The organism is Caulobacter sp. GW822-FHT07D08, from assembly GCF_058798735.1.
Genome location: NZ_JBXAKU010000025.1, coordinates 13,126 through 32,931, shown reverse-complemented (window position 1 = coordinate 32,931; position 19,806 = coordinate 13,126). Strand labels below are relative to the sequence as shown.

Genomic DNA, 19,806 nt, shown 5'->3' with positions numbered 1-19,806 from the left:
GCCTATCCTGTTCCGACGCGCCAGCGGGCGAAGTCCTCAAGGCGCACGCGCCCAATCTCAGTAGTTCACGGCCAGGCGCAGGCCAACATGGCGGCCGCTGTCGCGCGCGGGCTTCCAGTGCGTGGCTATGGCTGGCTGGCCGTCGGCGCCGATGAGGTTCCACTGCACGTCCCGGCCCCGGGTCACGGCGAAGCGTTCGTCCAAGATATTGCTGACGAAGCCGGTGAGGCGCCACCCCTCCCCGCTCACCCCGACCGAGGCGTCCAGCACGCCATAGGCTGGCTCGACCGAGGCCGGATCCTGCAGCAGACTGTAGATTACGCGCGAGCGCCAGCGGTAGCCGAGATTGGCCTCCAGCAGCCGGTCGCCGGCCAGGGGCTTGCGGTAGAGGGTGTTGAGGGTGAGCGACCAGCGCGGGGCGTTGAACAGGGTCTTGCCGCTGAGGTCCTGCTTGCCGCCCACACAGCCTTGCCCGGCGCTCTGACCGAAATAGCAAGGCGCGGCGTCGAAGTCGGTCATGATCGCCCGGCTGTAGGCGGCCGCGCCGCCCAGGGTCAGCCGGTCACTGAGCTGAGCGCTGAACTCGCTCTCGATCCCCTCGGCGCGCATGCCTCCGATGCTGTTGAGCACGTTGAAGCCCGTCACGTCGTCACGGCTCTGCACCTGAAAGCCGGAAAACCGCTCCTGATAGGCTGTCATATTGAAGCTGAGGTTGCGATCCGGCGAAACGACTCGAAGGCCGGCCTCATAGCTGCCGACGGTCTCCGAAGCGATCGGCTGCTGGGCGGCGATGGCGTCGGCCACGGGCTTACCGGCATAGGGACCGGAGGTGAGCAGCGTGCGCGTGGTCAAGCTGCTGGTCAGGTCGTAGGCCCTGCCCTTGTAGCCCGTCGAATAGGTGACGTAGGTCGTGACGCCCGAGGCGACCTTGCCCTGAAGGCCGATACGCCCACTGAGCGCGGTATCGCTGTGGCAGGTGTCGATCGGCAGGGTTGGGCTGGCGCGCGAGCAGCGCGGCGCGCCATAGGTGACGCCATTGCCGAGGTCGTCGAACCGGTAGCCGATGTTGTCGTGACTGAGGCGCAGACCCGACAGGACCGAAACCCGGTCGTTGACGGCGTAAGCCCCCTGCCCGAACACCGCCATCGTCCGACTGAAGGCGCGCGCGACGTAGCTCGCATAGGCCGTGCTATTGGTCGTCGGCAGGGCCGGCAGCCCGTTGTAGTCGCCAAGGGTGTTGGAGCCCCGCACGAAGGCGCGCTCCGAGCGTGTCCGCCCGACGTAGACGCCAGCGACATAGTCCCAGCGTCCGCCTGTCGGGCTGTTCAAGCGGACCTCCTGGCTTTCCGATCGGATGCGGAAATAGCCACCGTTCGACGAGCCGCCGCGCGGGGCTTGCGGCGCGTAGAGGCTGTAGTCGAGGTCCGTCGCGTCGGTGTCCTGGCGGTCGTAGAGAGAGTAGCGGTCCAGCGACGAGATCGCGGTCAGCCGCCACGAGCCGATCGCTCCGCCCATCCTCGCGGTGACGCCCTTGTCCGCGCCGTTGCCGCGGGCGTTGGTGTCGTAGCGCGCGAAGTGGTTGTCGGGCCCCGGCACGATGCCGCGCAGCACCACCTCGCGCGGCAGCGCGGCCCGGCTGAGCGTGGCCTTGGGCGAGATGTACGTGTCGGCCCCGACGCAGCACGAGGACTGCGAGCGCGTGTAGTAGGGCGAGAGCGCGAGGGTCCAGTTGTCACCCGGCGTCCAAACCAGCTTGCCCCGCAGATTGACGTCCGACTGGCCGTTCAGCCACTGCCGGGTCGCCAGGTTGAAGACGTTGCCGCGATAGCGGCCATAGGCGGCCGAGACCCGGAACTTGAGGTCGTCGCTGATCGGCCCGGTGATGCTGGCCCCCAGCCGCCGCTCGTGATCGTCGGTAACCATGGTCTCGGCCCGGGCGGCGAAGACGTCGCTGGCCGGGTTGGTGGTGATGTAGATGACGCCCGCCGAGGCCGACTTGCCGAACAGGGTGCTCTGGGGGCCGCGCAGGATCTCGACCTGCCGCACGTCGGCCAGGGCGGTGAAGGCCATGGCCTGAAAGGCCTGCGGAACGTCGTCGATCACCACCACCACGCTGGGCTCGGCGCCGATCGAATAGGAATAGGTGCCCACGCCCCGGACATTGATGCTGTTGTTGCCCGGCTGGGTGGTCTTCGAGATCGTCAGGGTCGGAGCCAGCTTGGTCAGGTCGTCGAAGTCGCGCACGCCGGCGCGGTCCATCGTCTGGCTGGACAGCGCCTGCACCGAGGCGTCGGAGCGGCTCAGGGTCTCGACCCGCTTGCCCGAGGTGACGACCACCGCCTCCAGGCCAACGACCGGCTCGACCTCCTGGGCCTGGCGGACGACGGGCGAAGGCTCCCGCTCCCGCCGCGCCGCCGGCATGACACGGTCGATGACGATGACGCCCGAGGGGGTCTTGCGAAAGGCAAGATCGGTGCGAGCCAGCAAGGCGCTCAGCGCGCGCTCGGGACTCATGCGGCCGCGCAGGGCCGGCGCGCGCTGGTCGGCGGTCAGGTCTGGAGCGTAGAGCAACTGCAAGCCGGTGGCTTGACCGAACCGCTGCAGGGCGAGGCCGAGGCTGGAAGCGTCCTGGTCGAAATTGGCCGCCGCCTGTTCCGCGAGCGCGTGCGCGGGGACGAGCGCGGCCAGGGCCAGGAGCCCTCCCACGCACCCCAGGCGACGAGCGCGGAACGCCTGCGGAAACATGCCGACCTCCCCAATTGCGGATCTCCGCCTGCTCGGCGCGCGATCCAAAACGCGCGGCCCATTCTCTTTATGACGCCAGTAGCTTGTGCTCCGCCCCGGCGCCATCCCCGTGGCGAGCGCCGCGACGATCGGTTCACCCGCCTCAGCCTCACGACGGCAACGGGCCGCTGCGCCAAGAGCCGCTTGGTCATTGAAGACCCGCGCGAGCGCCGGTCGTCAACCCGCGAGCGCAACAGCCGCCAAGGTCGGCGTGGCCGCCAGCAGCGCTTGGGTGTAGGCGTGCTGGGGCGCGGCGAAGACCGCCTCGACCGTCCCGATCTCGACCACCCTGCCCTGCGACAGCACCAGCACGGTGTCGGCGATCTGCTCGACGACCGCCAGGTCGTGGGTGATGAACACGCAGGCGAAGCCGTACTGGGCCTGCAGGGCCTGGAAGAGATCGAGCACCTGAAGCTGGATTGTCATGTCCAGAGCCGAGACCGGTTCGTCGGCGATCACCAGGCGCGGTTGCGAGACCACGGCGCGGGCGATGGCCACCCGCTGGCGCTGACCGCCGGACATCTGATGGGGATGACGGTCGGCGAAGCCGCCCAGGCCCACCTCCTCCAGGATGCGCTCCACCCGCTCGTGGCGTTGGCGCGCGTCGAGGCCCGGAACATTGCGCAGCGCCGCGGCGATGATCTGGCCCACTCGCCAGCGCGGATCCAGAGAGGAGAACGGGTCCTGGAACACCAGCTGGGCGTCGCGACGAAACGCGCGCATCTGTTCGGGGCGCATCCTGGCGATGTCGACGCCATCGAAGGTCACGGCCCCCTCGGCGATCGGCTTGAGACCCAGCATGGCCCGCCCGAGCGTCGATTTGCCGGAGCCGCTGGCCCCGACGACGGCGAGGATCTCGCCGGCGCGGACGGCCACATCCACGCCATGGACGACGCGCTTGGGCGGCCCGGCCCATAGCAGGCCCGGCTTGCCGGCGTAGTCGATGCAGCAGCCCTTGACCGACAACAGCACCGGCGCGTCGGGCGCCAGGGCCTGGCGGCCGTCCGACCGGCGCGGCAGCGAGCCGACCAGGCGCTGAGTGTAGGGATGCTCGGGCGCGGTCAGCACCTGGCGGGTGTCGCCGGCCTCGACCAGCTTGCCCTTCTCCAGCACCACCACCTTCTCGGCGTACTTGGCGACCAGGCCCAGGTCGTGGGTGATGAGGAGAACGGCGACCCTATAGTCCCGCGCCAGCTCGACCATCAGCTCCAGCACCTCGCGCTGACTCAGCGTGTCCAGCGCCGTGGTCGGCTCGTCGGCGATCAGCAGGCGGGGTTTGAGCAGCATGACCGAGGCCAGCATGATCCGCTGGCGCATGCCGCCGGAGAACTCGTGCGGATAGGCGGCCAGGCACTTTTCCGGATCGGCGATCTGGACCCGGCGCAGCATCTCCAGGCATTGGCGGCGGATCTCGGCCTCGGGCAGCTTGCGGTGCAGGCGCAGACCCTCGGCCAGTTGCTTGCCAATGGGGATGGCCGGGTTCAGCGAGACCATCGGCTCCTGGAACACCATGCCGATGTCGCCGCCGCGCACGGCCCTCATCTGGTCGGGCGACAGGGCGGTCAGTTCCCGGCCCGACAGCTGGATCGACCCGCCCGTCCGGCGCACGCCCGGCACCAGCAGGTCGAGCACGGCCCGCGCGGCCATGGTCTTGCCGCTGCCGGACTCGCCGACGATGGCCAGCACCTGGCCTTCGGCCAGGTCCAGGCTCAAGCCCTCCAGCAGCGGCGGGCGCGGCCGCGCGCGCGGATGGACATTGGCCTCGATGCGCAGGTTGGAAAGCCGCAGCAGCGGCGTCGCGGCGGTCATGCGTCCCTCCGAGGGTCGAGGCGGTCACGCAAGGCGTCGCCCAGCAAATTGACGCCCAGCAGGGTCAGGGCGATGCAAACGCCCGGGGTCACGCTGAGCCAGCTGGCGTTCTCCATGTAAGGCCGGGCGGCGCTGAGCATGTTGCCCCAGGTCGGCGCGGGCGGCGGGACCCCCACGCCCAGGAAACTGAGGGCGCTTTCCGACAGCACCACCCAGCCAAAGAGGCTCGTGGCCAGCACCACCACCGGCGGCAGGGCGTTGGGCAGCACATGGCGGACCATGGTGTAGAGGGCGCCGTCGCCGACCACCTTGGAGGCCTCGACATATTCGCGCTCGCGGATCGACAGCACCGCCCCGCGCACCACCCGCACGATCGAGGGCAGGTAGGCGACGCTGAGCGCCAGGATGATGCTGCCGCGATTGGAGCCCAGCACCGCGATCAGGGCCAGGGCCAGCAGCATGCCGGGAAACGCCAGGATGGCGTCGTTGACGCTCATGATCACCCGGTCGACCCAGCCGCGCAGGAAGCCGGCGATCGCCCCGATCAGCGTGCCGGCGATCACGGCCGCGGCGACGACGCCCAGCGCGATGGTGACGCTGATCCGCGCGCCCAGCATGGCGCGGCTCAGCACATCGCGGCCGAACTCGTCGGAGCCGAACCAGTGGGTCCAGGACGGCGGCGCCAGAGGGTGGGCCAAGTCGATGGCGATCGGATCGTAGGGCGTCCAGACATAGCCGAGCAGGACGACGACCAGCAGGCCGCCCACCAGCAGACCGCCGATGACGGCGTTGGGCTTGGCGCCGGAGAGCACGGAGGGTTTCATTGGGCGGTCACCCGCGGATCGAAGAGCGGATAGCAGAGATCGACGACGAGGTTGACGGCCACGTAGACGACGGCGGTGAACAGCAGGCAGCCCTGCACGACCGGGTAGTCCCGGCCGAGGATGGAATCGACCATCAGGCGGCCCAGGCCCGGCAGGGTGAACACGGTCTCGATCACCGCGATGCCGCCCAGCAGGTGGCCCAGGATCAGGCCGACCAGGGTCAGGGTCGGGGCGAAGGCGTTGGGGAACACGTGACGGCTTAGCACCGTGAATTCCGAAAGCCCCTTGGCGCGGGCGTGAGTCACATATTCCAGCCGCAGGACGTCGATGGCGCTGGAGCGCATCATGCGAGTCAGCACGCCGCTCTCGGTGATGGTCAGGGTCAGGATCGGCAGCACCAGGAACAGCGCCGCCTCGACCGCGCTCTCCGAGAACGGCACATAGCCGACCACCGGCAGCCAGCCGAGCTTGAGGCCGAACACCAGCAGCAGGATCAGGCCCAGCCAGAAGCTGGGCACGGCCAGCACCAGGCTCGCGGCGCCGACCACGGCCAAGTCGAGCGGCGTGTCGCGCCGCCAGGCGGCCGCAAGGCCGGCGATCACCGCGATCACGGTCGCGGCGCTGACGGCCACGACGACGACGATCGCGGTCAGCTGGAAGCGTTGCCAGATCAAGACGGAGACCGGTTCGCTAGTCAGGATCGAGTGGCCAAGATCACCCCTCAGGGCATGCTCGACCCACAGGAGGAACTGCACCGGCAGCGGCTGGTCCAGGCCCAGATCCTGACGCAGCGCGGCCAGGGAGGCCGCGTCGCCGGCGTCGCCCAGCATGACCAGGGCCGGATCCCCGGGGATCAGCCGGATCAGGAAGAACACCGCCAGGGCCACCATCAGGAGGGTCGGCAGAGTCAGCAGCAGGCGTTTGAGGATATAGCTGAGCATCTCTGGCTTTCTTTCCGGGCTCAGCGTAGGCCAACGCCCCACAGGCGCTGCTGTGCGGCGGGCCAGCCCTTGTAGCCCGTGACGTTCTGGCGAACGACGGCGATCCGCGAGCTGCTGAACAGCACAATGGCCGGCGTCTCTTCCAGGAAGGCGCGTTGCAGGTCGTCGAAGGCGGCCTGGCGATCCGCGGGGCGCTCGGCCTCCATCGAGCGGCGCAGCAACGCCCGCGCCTGCGGCGTGCTCCACGCCTTGCGAGGGTCCTTGGCCTTGTCGCCGATCAGCAGCCCGAAATTCAACGACGGGTCCAGGCGCGCCGAGAACGGCTCGACCATGGCCTGGTACTGGCCGGTGGCGTAGCGATCCAGCTGGCTGGCCCAGTCCAGGGTGTCGATCTGGATGTTGATGCCGGCCTGGGCCGCCATGGCCTGGATCAGCACGGCCGCGTCGAAGCATTGCGGGTAGCGGCGGTTGGTGACCAGGCGGATCGGCTGCCCCTTGTAGCCGGCGGCCTTGGCCAGGCGCCGGGCTTCGGCCAGATCGACCCGTCGCTGGGCGGCCTGCACCGGCCCGAAGAACGGACTGACGCGCGGCACGGGCGAAGTGTTGCCCTTGGCCGTGTCCCAGGTCACCGCCTTGGCGAGGCCGGCGGTGTCGATCGACAGGGCGATGGCCCGGCGCAGGCGCGCATCGCCGATCACCGGATCCTGTGTCTGGAACAGCACCGTGTAGAGATCCATCGTCGGATTGATCTCCAGCCGCACGCCTCGTTTGCCCCGAACCCCGGCCAGCTCGGTGGGGCTCAGTGCGTCCAAGACGTCGAGATTGCCGCGCAGCAGCGCCGCGCGGGCCGCCGAACCGTCGGGGATGATCAGGAAACGAATCTTGTCCACCAAGGCCCGCTTGCCGCCGGTATTGCCGTCGCGCGGCCCAGGCAGGGCCGCGTAGCGGGCAAAGCGCGACAGCTCGATGAACTGGTTGCGCTTCCAGGCGGAGACCTCGAAGGGACCGGTGCCGATCAGGCGGCGAATCGCGCCGTCGGATCCCACCGAATCCGGATGCAGGATCCCCGTGCCGCCGCAGTCGTTGCGCGCCAGGGTCTTGAGGAACATCGGGGCGGGCCTGGAAAGTCGGACCACCACGGTTCTGGGATCGGGCGCGGCGATCGACTCGATCCTGGTGATGCCTTCGTCGCCGAACTCGAACCGGCAACGCCAGCGCGTCTTGGGATCGAGATAGCGCTTTAGGGACCAGACCACCTCGGTCGAGGTCAGCGGCGCGCCGTTCTGGAAGGTCACGCCCTGGCGCAGCGCGAAGGTGTAGGTCCGCCCGTCCGGCGACACCGCCCAGCGGCTGGCCAGCATCGGCCCGATCGAACCGTCCTCGCGCGAGGCCACCAGACCCTCGACGACATGCAGGATCACCGCGTCGGTGTTCTCGTCACGGCGCGCGCCCGGATCCAGCGACAGAATGTCGGCGTTGAGGCGCGCACGGAGCACCGTCTCGGCGCCGGCCGCCCCGGTCAGGCCCAGGCAGACCGCCAGCACCGTCGCCAGCTGGACGAAAACGCCTGACGGCTTCATCGCTCGCACTTCCCCATCACATACACCCCGGGCCCCGACGCTCTACCCAGTCAGGCATGGTCGTCGTCTCTTCCGGACAAGCTCAGGACTCTATATAAGTGTTTTCTCGGTGTCAAAAAGACAAAATGCCAATACCGCCCGTCGCGGCGGCGCACGCCGCACTTCTGGGCAGGATATGACCCGTGAAGGATCAACGCGGCTGCTTGCCAGGATGCGCCGACGCGGGCGACAACGGAATGAAACCCTTGCGCGTGGCTCAAGGTTTGTGGCGTTAGAAGATCCAAGGAGTTGAAGGCGACGCGCGATGGTTGCACGGACAAACAGGAAGCCGCCCGCCGAAGCCAGCGCCAATCCCGCGGGATCGACGGGACGTGGCCCGAGTCGCCTGCAGGCCGACCTCGCCGCGCGCATCCTTCGTCTGCTGAAGGACCAAGGCGCCGGTCCCGGTCATCACCTGGTCGAACTGGACCTGTGCGAGCATTTCGGCGTGTCCCGCACGCCTATCCGCGGCGCCCTGAAGCTGCTGGCCGACCAGGGCGCGGTCGAGGCCCGGGCCAATCGCGGCTTCGTGCTTCTGGAGCCGGTCATCGCCGCCCCCGAGATCGATCCGGTCAACCTGCAGGAGGAGGAGGACCAGAGGCTGGCGGTCGCCATCGCCCAGGCCCGCAACGCCGGGCGTCTAGCCGCCGACTGCACGCAGCAGGAGATCATGCGTCTGTTCGACGCCAAGCTGCCGCAGGTGCTGCGCGTCCTGCGCCGCCTCTCGGCGCTTGGCCTCGTCGAGCGCAAGGCCGGTAACGGCTGGACCTTCCTCCCCTCGATCGACTCCGCGCGCGCCCAGGCCGAAAGTTACGCCTTCCGCCACGCGCTCGAACCAGCCCTGCTGGTTCAACCGACCTTCTCGCTCGATCGGGGATGGTTGGCCGAGTCACGCGCCAAGCACCTGGCGTTCCGCGAGCGCCCCTGGCGCGATGTCCTGGCGGTCGAGTTCTACGAAATGAACTCCGATTTCCACGAGGGCCTGGCCCGCTGCTCGGGCAACCGCTTCATGCTCGCCGCTGTCCAGCAGCAGATCCAGCTTCGCCGGTTCCTCAACTACAATTGGGAGTATGGCGTCGAGCGGGTTCAGGAATCGATCACGGAGCACCTGGCGATCCTCGATGCCCTGGACGCGGGCCATAACGAGCAAGCCTCGGCCCTGATGCGCAACCACCTGACGACCAGCGCCCATCACGGCGTCATGAACCCGGATCACGCCAAGCTCAAGTGAGCCCCCCCGAAGCCGTCGGCGCGTTTCGCGCCCCTGTCTTGGCCGCGGCCCGTCTTAGGCCGAGGCGGCCAGCCCGGTGATGTCCGTAGTCTGATCGACCAACCGATCGGCTTCGAAACTGCACACCGGATAGGCGCAGTAGTCCGCCGCATAGTAGGCGCTGGGGCGATGGTTGCCCGAAGCGCCCAGGCCGCCGAACGGCAAGGTCGCCGCCGCGCCGGTCGTGGGCCGGTTGCGGTTGACCACGCCGGCGCGCGCGCGATTCAAGAACGTCTCCCACAGACCGTCGTCCTCGGTGACCAGACCGGCCGCCAGGCCGTAGACGGTGTCGTTGGCGCGGGCGATCGCCGCCTCGAAGTCATCGACGCGGATCACCTGCAGCACTGGGCCAAAGATCTCCTCGTCTGGAATGGCGACATCAGTGACGTCGAGAATGGTCGGCGAGACATAGGCGGGCGACAGCCCCGAAGGTAGCGCGCCCTTGAACACCGTCTTTGCGCCCCGGGCGACCAGGGCCGCGACCGCGCTCCGCACCCGTTCGGCGGCCGGGGCCGAGATCAGCGAGCCCATGAAGCATGGAGCCTCGCTGTCCCAGTCGCCGACCGTCAGCCGGGCGCTCAGGGCAACCAGCGCCTCGAGGATCGCCTCGCCCTGTGGCCCCCGCGGCAGGATCAGACGGCGCGCGCACGAACAGCGCTGGCCGGCGGTGATGAAGGCTGACTGCGCGATGACCGAGGCGGCGGCGGCCGGATCCCCGTCCCAGGCGATCAGAGGATTGTTGCCACCCAACTCCAGCGCCAGCATCACCTCCGGCCGATCGACGAACGCCCGGCGGAAGTGGGCGCCAGCGCTCGCCGAGCCCGTGAACAGCAACCCGTCGATCTTGCCGGCGATCAGCGCCGCCCCCGTATCGCGCCCGCCCTGTACCAGGTTCAGCACGCCCGGCGGCAGGCCAGCTTCGTCCCAGGCCCGCGCGAGATTGGCGCCGGTCAGCGGCGTTTCCTCCGACGGCTTGAAGACCACCGTGTCACCGGCCAGGAGGGCCGGAACGATGTGACCGTTGGGCAAGTGACCGGGGAAATTGAACGGCCCCAGCACCGCCATCACGCCATGTGGGCGATGGCGCAGCACCGACCGGCCGAAGGCGGCCTCGGCGGCGCGATGGCCGGCCCGCTCGGCTTGAGCCCGGATCGACACCTCGACCTTGCCGACCATTCCGGCGACCTCGGTCCGAGCTTCCCACAACGGCTTTCCGGTTTCGCGCGCGATGTCGCGCGCGATGTCTTCGGACCGCGCCTTCAGGCGCTCGCCATAGGCGCGGACATGCTCGATCCGCCGCTCCAGTGGCGTCGCGGCCCAACCGGCGAAAGCCGAGCGGGCCGCGCGCAGGGCGTCCTCGCAGTCGAGGCCCGTCGCCGCGGCGCCGCGCCACACCGGATCGCCCTTGGCCGGATCGGTCGAAACCAGAACCTCGCCGCGCCCGTCGCGCCAGGCGCCGTCAATGAACAGGCTGGCCATGATCAAGCCGCCTGCCCCGAAGCCGAGCCGAAGGCGTTGCAGGTCTCTTCCAGTCGCTCGATGGCGAAATCGGCCTCTTCCTTCGACAGGATCAGGGGCGGCAGCAGGCGGATACAATTTTCACCGCCGCCAGCCACCAGCAGGCCCCGGTCCCGCGCCGCGGCCATGAAATCGCGATTGTTGGGCTTGAGCTGCAGACCGATTAGCATGCCCTTGCCGCGACGTTCGACGAAGACGTCGGGACGGCGACGGATCAGGTGGTCCAGTTCGACGGCCAGGTGGTGGCCGACGCCGCGCGCCAGCATCAGGGTTTCGGGACGCGAGATTTCGTCGAAGGCGGCGATGGCGACGGCCATGGCCAGCGGATTGCCGCCGAATGTCGAGCCGTGAGAGCCAGGCGTCATGCCCTTGGCGGCTTCTTGGGTGGCCAGGCACGCGGCGACGGGAAAGCCCGAGCCCAGCGCCTTGGCCAGGGCCATGATGTCCGGAGCGGCGTCCTCGAACCACTGGTGGGCGAAGAGCTTGCCCGTTCGCCCCATGCCGCTCTGCACCTCATCGTAGATCAACAGCACCCCGTGCTTGGTGCAGAGCGCCCGCAGGCGTTGGAGGAATTCTCCGCTCAACGCCTTCGCGCCGCCCTCGCCCTGCACAGGCTCGACAATGACGGCCGCCGCGGCGCTGGCGGCGATCGCCGCTTCGATCCCGGCCGCATCGCGGACGTTCAGCTGGACATAGCCTGGAAGACGCGGGCCAAAGCCTTCGAGATAGGCCGCATTGCCCGAGGCGTTGACCGCCGCATAGGTGCGGCCGTGGAATGACCCCTCAAAGCCGATGATATCGATGCGTTCGGGTTGGCCGTTGGCGGCGTGGTAGCGGCGCGCTGTCTTCAGCGCGCACTCGACGGCTTCGGAGCCGGTGTTGGCGAAGAACACCCGGTCGGCGAACGAGGCGGCGACCAGGCGCTCGGCCAGAGCGTCCTGACCCGGAATCTGGAAGATGTTGGAGACGTGCCACAGGCGATGGGCTTGTTCGGTAAGCGCCGACACGAGCGCCGGGTGGGCGTGTCCCAAGGCATTGGTGGCCACGCCGCCGACGCAGTCCAGATAGGTCGCCCCGTCCTCGGCGTAGACCCACGCGCCGCGTCCTTGGACCAGGGCCAGAGGCGCGCGATTATAGACGTTCATCAACGGGTCGGACATGTCAGGGCACTCCAAAACGCAAGGATGAGACGGCCCGCTCCAGGCCGCACCTTGTGCCATTTGGTGCGATAGATTGACCGGAAGCTTCCGATCAGCAAACGTAAAACTCGAATGTCTAGATGAGCTTTTGGAATGAATGATGCGAGCCGAAAGCTGCTTCCGCCGATGGCGGCGCTACATAGCTTCAGCGCCGCTGCACGCCATGGCAGCTTCTCCAGAGCCGCCGACGAGATCGGCCTGACGCAGAGCGCCGTCAGCCGGCAGATTTCCCATCTCGAGGATTGGCTGGGCCTGACCCTGTTCGACCGCTCGGGACGGCGCGTGGCGCTGAACGCGCAGGGCGAGGCCTATGCGGCGGCCATCGCCCCGGCCTTGGACAGCATCCGCCGCGCCACGGCCAAGGCGCTAGCGCCCTCGTCCGACCGGATGGTCAATCTGGCCACCCTGCCCAGTTTCGGCATGCGATGGCTGGCTCCGCGCCTGCCGCACCTGACCAGCCGCCACCCGGACCTGATGGTCAATTTCGCCGCCCGCACCGACGAGTTCGACTTCGCTCAGGAGCCCTTCGACGCGGCTATCCATTTTGGCCGCCCCGACTGGCGCGGGGCGCAACACGACCTTCTGTTCCACGAACGCAGCATCCCGGTGGTCGCGCCATCGCTTGCCGCTCAATACGGACTGGCGAGCCCGGCGGACCTGGCGCGCCTGCCGCTGCTCACCCAGAGCTTTCGCCAAGACGCCTGGGCGCGATGGTTCGAGCTGGCCGGGGTGTCACCCCGGCCGTCGATGCGCGCGGGGCCTGACTTCGCGCACTTCCTGATGCTGGCCCAGGCCGCCGTCGCCGGCGCGGGCGCTGCCCTGATCCCAAGCTTCCTGATCGAACCGGAGTTGGCCTCTGGCGCGCTGGTCCAGGCCTTCGATCTGCCGATGTCGAGCCAGGGGGCCTATTATCTCGTCTACCCGCCCGGCCAGCGTGACAAGCTAGGCTTTGCCCAGTTGCGCGACTGGATCATCGCCGAGGCGCGCGAGGAGGCCCCGCGCGAGGCTCACCGCCCCATGCCGTAAAGCTTGATCAACTGGTAGAGGAAGTCGCGGCTCTTGTAGAGCGAACTGACCCTGACCCGCTCGTCCAGGCCGTGGACGCCGTTGCCGTCCGGATCGACGAACATGCCAGTGACGCCGTAGGTCGGGATGCCGGCCGCGGTCAGGAAACGCCCGTCGGTGGCTCCGGTCGATAGGGCCGGGATCACCGGCGTGCCCGGCCACAGGCGCGCGGCCACCGTCTCGATCGGCGCCATGATCTCGCGGGTCAGGGGCGTGGGGACCGGTGGCGGGGGCGGAGGCGAGTTGGTAGTCACCTCGACCGACGGATCGGCCAAGGCGGTCACGATCGCCGAGCGGATGTCCTCGATGCTGGGTCCTGGCACGATGCGGCAGTTGACGTTGACCTCGACATGCTGAGCCAGGGCGTTGCGGGCGTGGCCGCCGTCGATCATCGTCGATGAGCAGGTGGTGCGCAGGCGCGCGTTCCAGGTCGGATCGGCGTCGGCGATGCGGGCGATGGCCGCCGCGTCCGCCGCACCCGCCCCGATCGCGGCCATGTCCTGGCGCACCTGGCCCTCGTAGAGCGCGGCCGAGCGGCCGAAGAACCCCTTGGCCACGTCGCTCAATTGAACCGGAAACTGATAGGCGCCCAAGCCGACGAGCGCCGCCGACATGCGGGTGATGGCGTTGTCCTTGCCGGGGCGCGAGCTATGGGCGCCGGGGCTGGTCACCACCAGCTTGAAGTCCTGATAGACTTTCTGGCCGGCTTCGACGCCAAACACCCTCGGCTTGCCGGCCGCGTCCAGATAGCCCGAACCGCCCTCGTTGATGGCGAAGGCCGCCTTCAGCGTCTCGGGCCGATGCTCCAGCAACCACTTGACCCCCTTGACCCGGCCGCCGCTCTCCTCGCCGCAGGTCAAGGCCAGCTTCAGAGTCCGGCGGGGCTTGAAACCTTCTTCCCTATAGCGGACCAGGGCGTCGACCAGGTTGCTAGCCATGGCCTTGTCATCGATCGCGCCGCGTCCGTAAAAATATCCATCCTCCTCGACCAGCTTGAACGGGTCGCGCTTCCAGTCGGCGGGGTCGGCGTTGACCACATCGATGTGGGCCAGGAGCAGCACGGCGGGGACCTTCGGATCGGAGCCGGGCAATTGCGCCACAAGCGCGCCGTCCTTGGGAAAGCCGGGGGCGATGATGACCTCGACACTCGCGCGCGGATAGCCGGCCGCCAATAGCCGCGCCTCCACCTTCTGCGCGACGGCCGTGCAGCTGCCGGTGGCGGCGCTGGAATCGGTCTCGACCATCTCCCGATAGGTATCGCGGTAGCGCTGGAGAGCCGCATCGGGCCCGGCGGCGGTAGCCGGCCCGCCCCCTGTCGCCAACACTGCGAGGACGCCGAGTCCGGCCGCTGTGGTCATCCTGCTCATGCGCCTCTCCGTTTCTGCCCCCGCCGATGATAGCGTCAGGTCTCGAATGGACAAGATATTGTTCTATTGAACACATAAGCACAATAATCACCCCGCGTCCCCGGCGCCGATGCTCAAAATCTAGGTCCCGCCCCAGCGCTCGCGCGCCAAGGGAACCTCAGAAAAAGCGCTCTCGTGTGCAACTCATGTACACAATATCCCGCAACATACTGATTTTCATAAAACTTCGGCCAAGCTCGCCGTGAGCCAGCGCACGTCGCGGCAGCGCTCCGGCGCGGCCGTGTCGCCGGTTGATGTTCGTTGAAGCGAAACCATTCGGTCGCGCCACGCCCTCTGATGCTTCAGTTGCGCACAAAGGCGATGCTTGCGAGACCTGCTGCGACAGATCCCAGTCCTCGAGAAATGGATCGACGCCCGCGCCGCCGAGCCCATCTTACCGAGCGACATAGGCGCCGCTGCCGAACTCCGCCGACACTTAGGGCAAGCTTTAGGTTAGCGTGTGGCTGAAATATCCTTCCCCAGTAAAATCAACAATTTACTGGGGAAAATGGCGGAGACGGAGTCCGGGCATTGGCCGGACGGACCGCAAACCTTTCAAATACTTAGCGTTTTCCCCGGAAAGCCACCCCCCGTTTTGCCCCCCGCTTGCCGTCTGGCTGTGTGGCGATCACGCTGGACAGATCTGGACAGCTCGCGCCGATTTCGCGCTTTCAAGCCGGCCGGCTTCTACCCCTCGCCCGGCGTCAGCAGGGCGGCGGGCGTCACCTTCAGGGCCAGCGCCAAACGCTCGATATTGTCGAGCGAGAGATTGCGTTCGGCCCGCTCGATCGCCCCGACATAGGTCCTGTGCAACTGCGCCTGCCCGGCCAGATCTTCCTGACTCAAGGCCAAGTCGCGGCGAAGCCGGCGAACATTGTCAGCGACGATTCGGCGGAGGGCGGAGGGCGCAGCTTTCATGCCGCCATCTTCGAAAGTGATGACTTTGCGTCGACAGACGATAAGTAGCAATTCCGCCCGCCCGCAATGCGGCTGGCGCATAACGCTGCACTACCACCGTCAGGCTGCGGGTTTCCAGGCCTCTAGCTCATGCGACCACAAACCGATCACATCGCCCTCCCCCGCCAGACTCATGTAGTTGCTCGGACCTGGCGTCTGCATGCGCAGCGCGAGAATGGCCGCGGGCGACGAAATAGGCAGAAAGGCGCGTTTAGGAAGCTGGAAGCGACCGACGGCGTTCTGCAAGAGATCCAAGAGGTCCGCCGCGTCCTTAGCGGAAAATCCGGGCGCGGCCACAGCGCCCGAAGCGACACCGGCGGCATAGTATTGGTCGAAGTAGAAGTACCGCACCTTCAGCTCGCCAGCCTTGGCCGCTTGCGCGCAGATCTCATGCAGCAGGACGCCGCCCGAGGCGCCGTCGTAGTTCCCGATCGGCAGTCCGCGATTAAATGGGGCCAAGTCGCGATCATGCCAACGCGGCTGGATGAGACTTGCATGAATATCCCATCGTCCGACCGTAGTATCGCTGACAGTGGCCTTGTTTTGCAGATGTAGCGGCTCATAGCCGATGACAACTGTGAAATCGTATCCACGATTATCAATTTCCGGCTCTGTCATCTGAACCTGCACACCGTGCCGGGCGCCATGCAACTTCATTTCGTAAGCCGCGCGGGTGTAGAGCAAGCGTTCGCGCGCGACGTGATGCTCGTCGGCCTTGATGAAATCGTAGAGGCTCATCGAACAGTCCATTTCTATAGGGCAGGAAAAGGCGGGATTGAGGTCGCGCAACGCTCGGCGCTGGACGTTCACGGGTGCTTGAACACAATTTGGATCAGCGCAAAGCCCAGCAAGATGAACCCAACGCCCTGCGCCGAACGGGCGCCCAAGCGCGCAAGCCCCTCGAGGCCACGCGCGGCCACCGCCGCGCCATAGGATGCAAACTCCTCGATACCGGCAACGTTACGACGGTAGAATTGGCGACGATCCACCCAAACGTTGAGCGCAACGCCGCCCCCAAAAAGCGCCAAGCCCGTCAACGCCAGAACAATCATGTTCGACTCCAAGTTGCTGACGGCAAGGTTGAACAAAACTATTTCGGAGCGGTTTAAGGTCAAGCTTAACCTTCAGTTGCCTCGCCGACGCCTCCGCGAGGAGCTCCACCGCATTCTGCCCTCGCCCCACGAGGATACCGAGCTCATGAAGACGATAAGTAGCATTGCTATAGATGACTATACGTAGCACCTGAACGGGCGCCGGCGCCGGGCCGGACGATCAGGAGCTGCGAAGATGAATGCGATGTCGCGATCGACAGGCATGCCCAAAGGCGTCGTCATCGGCCCGCCGCGTCGCGGCGGCGCCCTGCCCCAGGCCTATCTGCGCCGCGGCCGCCGCTACATCCCGCTGGGCGCGCCCGACGCCAGGGATTTCGCCACGCGGCTCGACAACGCGTTGCTCGGTCCCGAGCCCGCCCAAGGCAGCCTCAACCATCTGATCCGGCGCTATCAACAGTCGCCCGAGTTCAAGCGACTGGCCGCCCGCACTCAGGACGACTATCGCGAGCAACTCCTGCGCATCGGTCGCGCCTTTGACCGTGAGCCACTGGCAGCCTTCGACGACAAGACCGCCGCCCAACGGATCTTCGCCTGGCGTGATCGGCGCGCGGCCAGTCCGCGCCGGGCCGACTACGGGGTGCAGGTACTTAAAGCCTTGCTGGGTTGGGCGGCCGGACGTGGCCTCGTCGAGCGCAATCGCGCCGCCGGCATACCGCCCCTCTATCGCAGTGATCGCCGCTACAAGGTGTGGCACGACACAGACATCGAGGCTTTTCTCGCCGTCGCGCCTCCCAATCTTGGCCTCGCGCTGATCACGGCCCTGGAGACGGGTCAGCGGCAAAGCGACCTTCTGGGCCTGCGCTGGAGCGACATCGACGAAGATGTCATCAGCCTGCGCCAGGCCAAGACCCGGCAAGATGTGGCCGTGCCCATCACCTTACGCCTGGCGAGCGCCTTGGCGGACGTGCCGCGCCCCGGCCCCTTTATCCTCGTGCGTCAGGATGGTGAGCCTTGGGCATCCGATGGCGGTTTCCGCAACGCCTGGCGCTTCTACTGTCGAAAGGCAGGGATCACCGATCTGACCTTTCACGATCTGCGCGGTGCCTTCGTCACCCGGCGGTTGGCGGAGGGTTGGACCTTGCAGGAGGTGGCGTTCTGCACCGGACACGCCTTTCGCAACCTCTCCAGCCTGGAGCGTTATGCCGACCGCGGCGCCATCGCGCGGGCGCTGGCGCGACGGCGACTTCAACATGTCGACATAGCCCCCACCCCAGCCGCGATGGCCGCGCTCACGCCTCCAGGCGCAGCAAAAGGCGTTCACCTTGCCAAGCCTGATAAACTTGACGAATTTGACAAACTTGACGAGGCGCCCCATATTCCAGATTAGGAGGCCTCATGGTTCAAGCTCGCCGCGACACGCCCAACGCCACCACCAAGCTGCCCGGCGCCAAGAACGCCGCGGCGCGCAGCGCCACATCTGGCCAATTTGTGTTGCTGCAGGATGGCCAGGTCTTGGCTGAAGCGACCGTTTCCAAGGAACGCCTCCCCGACATCGCTGGGAAGATGAACGTTGTGGGTAAGGTAATCTCCGGTTACGCCGACGCCGCCGCCAAAGCCAAGCGAACCGGTCAGCCGCTCATCTTCGCCTATCGGGTGATGCCCGATGGCAAGGCCGAGGCCGTTTTCGAGGCGCCGGCCAAGACGGCTCCCAGCCGACTGGAGTCCGCGCTCGCCCGCGCCAAGGCGCGCGGAGCTGGTAAGGTCAGCGATATCCTCAAGAGCGCGGATATGCTGACCGCCCGTGAGTTTGGGCCGCTGATCGGCGCCTCCCACGAGACCGTTAATGCTAAGCGAAAGCGCCACGAGGTTTTGGGCCTGGAGGGCGCCACGCGGGGCTTGAAATATCCGCGATGGCAGATCACCGATGACGGCTTGCCCCTTCCGGGCCTGGCGCGAGTTTTCGACGCGCTGGGCGAGCACCCTTGGACCGTCTTTCGCTTTCTGCGCGCCACCCACGCCGAGTTGGGTGGCCGTACGGCGCTCGACGCCTTGAAGGCTGGGCAGGTCGACATGGTTGTGCGCGCAGCCACAGATCAGGCCGCCGGCGCCTTTAGCTGACGTGTCTCTTCCACCGGCTCTCCCAGGCCCGGCCATCGCGGAACGATCGCTCGTTCTGAGAACCCTCCCCGAAGGCGAGGTCTGGCGGCGGATGTCCGAGACCCGCTTTGCTGATCCCCTCGGCTGGGGCTTGGGGTTGAGCCGGTTTAGCGATCCCACCGGCATGGCCTTTGGCGTGGTCTATCTGGGCGCCAGCGCCAAGGTCGCCTTCGTCGAGACCGTCCTGCGTGATCGCGCGGATGGCCGCGGCGGCGACTTCGTGCTCGACATGGCGGAAATCGAAAAGCGGTCCCTGGCAAGCATCGCGCTGACGAAGCCGCTCCGACTGGTGGATCTGGCCGACGACGGGCGGCTGCGGATGGGTGTTCCGTCCGATGTCGTGGGTTCCAGTGACCAGGCCTTGGCGCGCGCCTGGTCGGCGGCGTTTCACGCCCATAAGGATCAGCCCGACGGCGTCTTTTATATGTCGCGCCTAAACAGCCAGCCCTGCATCGCGGTCTATGATCGCGCGCTCGTTAGGCTTCACGCGATTTCAAATCCGCGATTGTTGGAGTGCGATGTGGAACTGGCCGACATCCTGGACGATCTGGAAATCGCCATCGCCCCCTAGCGCGCTCGAAGAACGCCTCTCGGGCTGCCCACTAGACAGTTAAGGTTCCTCGTGAAGGCTTTCTGTATCGCTATCCTGGCCGTCACGGCGCTTTCCACGGCCTTCGCCGCTTCAGCGCAAGCCGCGGAGAAAGCCCAGCACTAGAAATCGGCGCAGCGGTCCAGATCGTCGAGATAGCGCTCCAGCTCGGAACGAGCGCACCAGAGTTCGGGCCCCCTCTTTCAAGACCCGGATGCGCCCCTCCGCCACGAGCTCGTAGAAGCGACTACGGCTGATGGCCAAGGCCTCCGCTGCTTCAGCAATCCGGTAGGCCAGCCCTGGTTAAGGAACTCTGCGAGGCCCGGCTGAAACAATTGCAGGACGCCCCAGAATGGAACGCTATAGCGCTCTCACCCGTTAGGCCAACTGATCGATTTGATGCGTCTTGACCCAAGCCAATCGAGCCTTGTCCTCGCGCGAGCCCGCCAAAGTTAGCAGCTGCGTCACGCAATCGCATTCAGACTACGTGGATCGACCTGCGAGAGTTGACTTAACTGCGCGGTTTTCATCCCCGATCTCGTCGCAACCGGCGGGTGAAAAATAAAGTTATCAGGCTGTTGAAAAACTCAGGCGGGTGTAACACTGCGCAACATAA

17 protein-coding genes are annotated in these 19,806 nt (G+C 66.9%); 5 read left to right on the top strand and 12 right to left on the bottom strand.

The annotated features are described in order from the left end of the window. Positions 1 to 57: 57 nt before the first annotated feature. From AC1RJ9_RS26195 to AC1RJ9_RS26175, 5 genes are all read right to left on the bottom strand, one after another. Positions 58 to 2,745, bottom strand: a complete 2,688-nt coding sequence (locus tag AC1RJ9_RS26195) for a TonB-dependent receptor (RefSeq protein WP_492841337.1) — start codon at positions 2,743 to 2,745, stop codon at positions 58 to 60. 216 nt (positions 2,746 to 2,961) lie between these two features. After that, positions 2,962 to 4,593 carry a dipeptide ABC transporter ATP-binding protein gene (locus AC1RJ9_RS26190; RefSeq protein WP_492841339.1) on the bottom strand — a complete coding sequence of 544 codons (1,632 nt, stop codon included), beginning with the start codon at positions 4,591 to 4,593 and terminating at the stop codon, positions 2,962 to 2,964. Then, positions 4,590 to 5,417 (bottom strand): ABC transporter permease, encoded by an 828-nt coding sequence (locus AC1RJ9_RS26185; protein WP_492841341.1) that lies wholly within the window; start codon positions 5,415 to 5,417, stop codon positions 4,590 to 4,592. The genes AC1RJ9_RS26190 and AC1RJ9_RS26185 overlap by 4 nt, the downstream gene beginning before the upstream one ends. Next, entirely contained in the window at positions 5,414 to 6,358 is a 945-nt protein-coding gene (locus AC1RJ9_RS26180; RefSeq protein ID WP_492841343.1) for an ABC transporter permease, read from the bottom strand. The genes AC1RJ9_RS26185 and AC1RJ9_RS26180 overlap by 4 nt, the downstream gene beginning before the upstream one ends. A 20-nt stretch (positions 6,359 to 6,378) precedes the next feature. Then, on the bottom strand, positions 6,379 to 7,938 hold the full coding sequence (locus AC1RJ9_RS26175; RefSeq protein WP_492841345.1) for an ABC transporter substrate-binding protein: 1,560 nt from the start codon (positions 7,936 to 7,938) through the stop codon (positions 6,379 to 6,381). 304 nt (positions 7,939 to 8,242) lie between these two features. Between AC1RJ9_RS26175 and AC1RJ9_RS26170 the strand changes: the two genes are divergently transcribed. Further along, on the top strand, positions 8,243 to 9,208 hold the full coding sequence (locus tag AC1RJ9_RS26170; RefSeq protein ID WP_492841347.1) for an FCD domain-containing protein: 966 nt from the start codon (positions 8,243 to 8,245) through the stop codon (positions 9,206 to 9,208). Between the two features lie 54 nt (positions 9,209 to 9,262). Here the strand turns inward: AC1RJ9_RS26170 and astD are convergent, their stop codons facing one another. Continuing rightward, a complete protein-coding gene (gene astD, locus AC1RJ9_RS26165; RefSeq protein ID WP_492841349.1) occupies positions 9,263 to 10,726 on the bottom strand; it encodes a succinylglutamate-semialdehyde dehydrogenase in 1,464 nt (487 codons plus the stop codon). 2 nt (positions 10,727 to 10,728) lie between these two features. Beyond that, entirely contained in the window at positions 10,729 to 11,925 is a 1,197-nt protein-coding gene (locus AC1RJ9_RS26160; protein WP_492841351.1) for an aspartate aminotransferase family protein, read from the bottom strand. A gap of 132 nt (positions 11,926 to 12,057) precedes the next feature. Here AC1RJ9_RS26160 and gcvA point away from each other — a divergent pair, with 132 nt between their 5' ends. After that, positions 12,058 to 12,990 (top strand): transcriptional regulator GcvA, encoded by a 933-nt coding sequence (gene gcvA, locus AC1RJ9_RS26155; RefSeq protein WP_492841353.1) that lies wholly within the window; start codon positions 12,058 to 12,060, stop codon positions 12,988 to 12,990. Here gcvA and AC1RJ9_RS26150 read toward each other — a convergent pair. The 4 genes from AC1RJ9_RS26150 to AC1RJ9_RS26135 all read right to left on the bottom strand — a co-directional run bounded on the left by AC1RJ9_RS26150 (position 12,972) and on the right by AC1RJ9_RS26135 (position 16,444). Next, on the bottom strand, positions 12,972 to 14,396 hold the full coding sequence (locus AC1RJ9_RS26150; RefSeq protein WP_492841355.1) for a M20/M25/M40 family metallo-hydrolase: 1,425 nt from the start codon (positions 14,394 to 14,396) through the stop codon (positions 12,972 to 12,974). The two genes, gcvA and AC1RJ9_RS26150, sit on opposite strands and share 19 nt — an antisense overlap. Before the next feature lie 726 nt (positions 14,397 to 15,122). Further along, positions 15,123 to 15,353 carry a helix-turn-helix domain-containing protein gene (locus tag AC1RJ9_RS26145; protein ID WP_492853342.1) on the bottom strand — a complete coding sequence of 77 codons (231 nt, stop codon included), beginning with the start codon at positions 15,351 to 15,353 and terminating at the stop codon, positions 15,123 to 15,125. A gap of 99 nt (positions 15,354 to 15,452) precedes the next feature. Beyond that, entirely contained in the window at positions 15,453 to 16,130 is a 678-nt protein-coding gene (locus tag AC1RJ9_RS26140) for a hypothetical protein (protein ID WP_492841359.1), read from the bottom strand. A 68-nt stretch (positions 16,131 to 16,198) separates the two neighbouring features. After that, complete coding sequence (locus tag AC1RJ9_RS26135; protein WP_492841361.1) at positions 16,199 to 16,444, bottom strand: hypothetical protein; 246 nt, start codon at positions 16,442 to 16,444, stop codon at positions 16,199 to 16,201. A gap of 235 nt (positions 16,445 to 16,679) precedes the next feature. On the opposite strand from AC1RJ9_RS26135, the gene AC1RJ9_RS26130 reads away from it, so the two are divergent. The 3 genes from AC1RJ9_RS26130 (at position 16,680) to AC1RJ9_RS26120 (ending at position 19,172) form a co-directional block, all read left to right on the top strand. Beyond that, on the top strand, positions 16,680 to 17,831 hold the full coding sequence (locus tag AC1RJ9_RS26130) for a tyrosine-type recombinase/integrase (RefSeq protein ID WP_492841363.1): 1,152 nt from the start codon (positions 16,680 to 16,682) through the stop codon (positions 17,829 to 17,831). Positions 17,832 to 17,839: 8 nt separating this feature from the next. Beyond that, entirely contained in the window at positions 17,840 to 18,562 is a 723-nt protein-coding gene (locus AC1RJ9_RS26125; protein WP_492841365.1) for a hypothetical protein, read from the top strand. A gap of 91 nt (positions 18,563 to 18,653) precedes the next feature. Next, a complete protein-coding gene (locus AC1RJ9_RS26120; RefSeq protein ID WP_492841367.1) occupies positions 18,654 to 19,172 on the top strand; it encodes an RES family NAD+ phosphorylase in 519 nt (172 codons plus the stop codon). Between the two features lie 111 nt (positions 19,173 to 19,283). Here AC1RJ9_RS26120 and AC1RJ9_RS26115 read toward each other — a convergent pair whose 3' ends face one another. Beyond that, positions 19,284 to 19,475 (bottom strand): hypothetical protein, encoded by a 192-nt coding sequence (locus AC1RJ9_RS26115; protein WP_492853401.1) that lies wholly within the window; start codon positions 19,473 to 19,475, stop codon positions 19,284 to 19,286. Between the last annotated feature and the right edge of the window lie 331 nt (positions 19,476 to 19,806).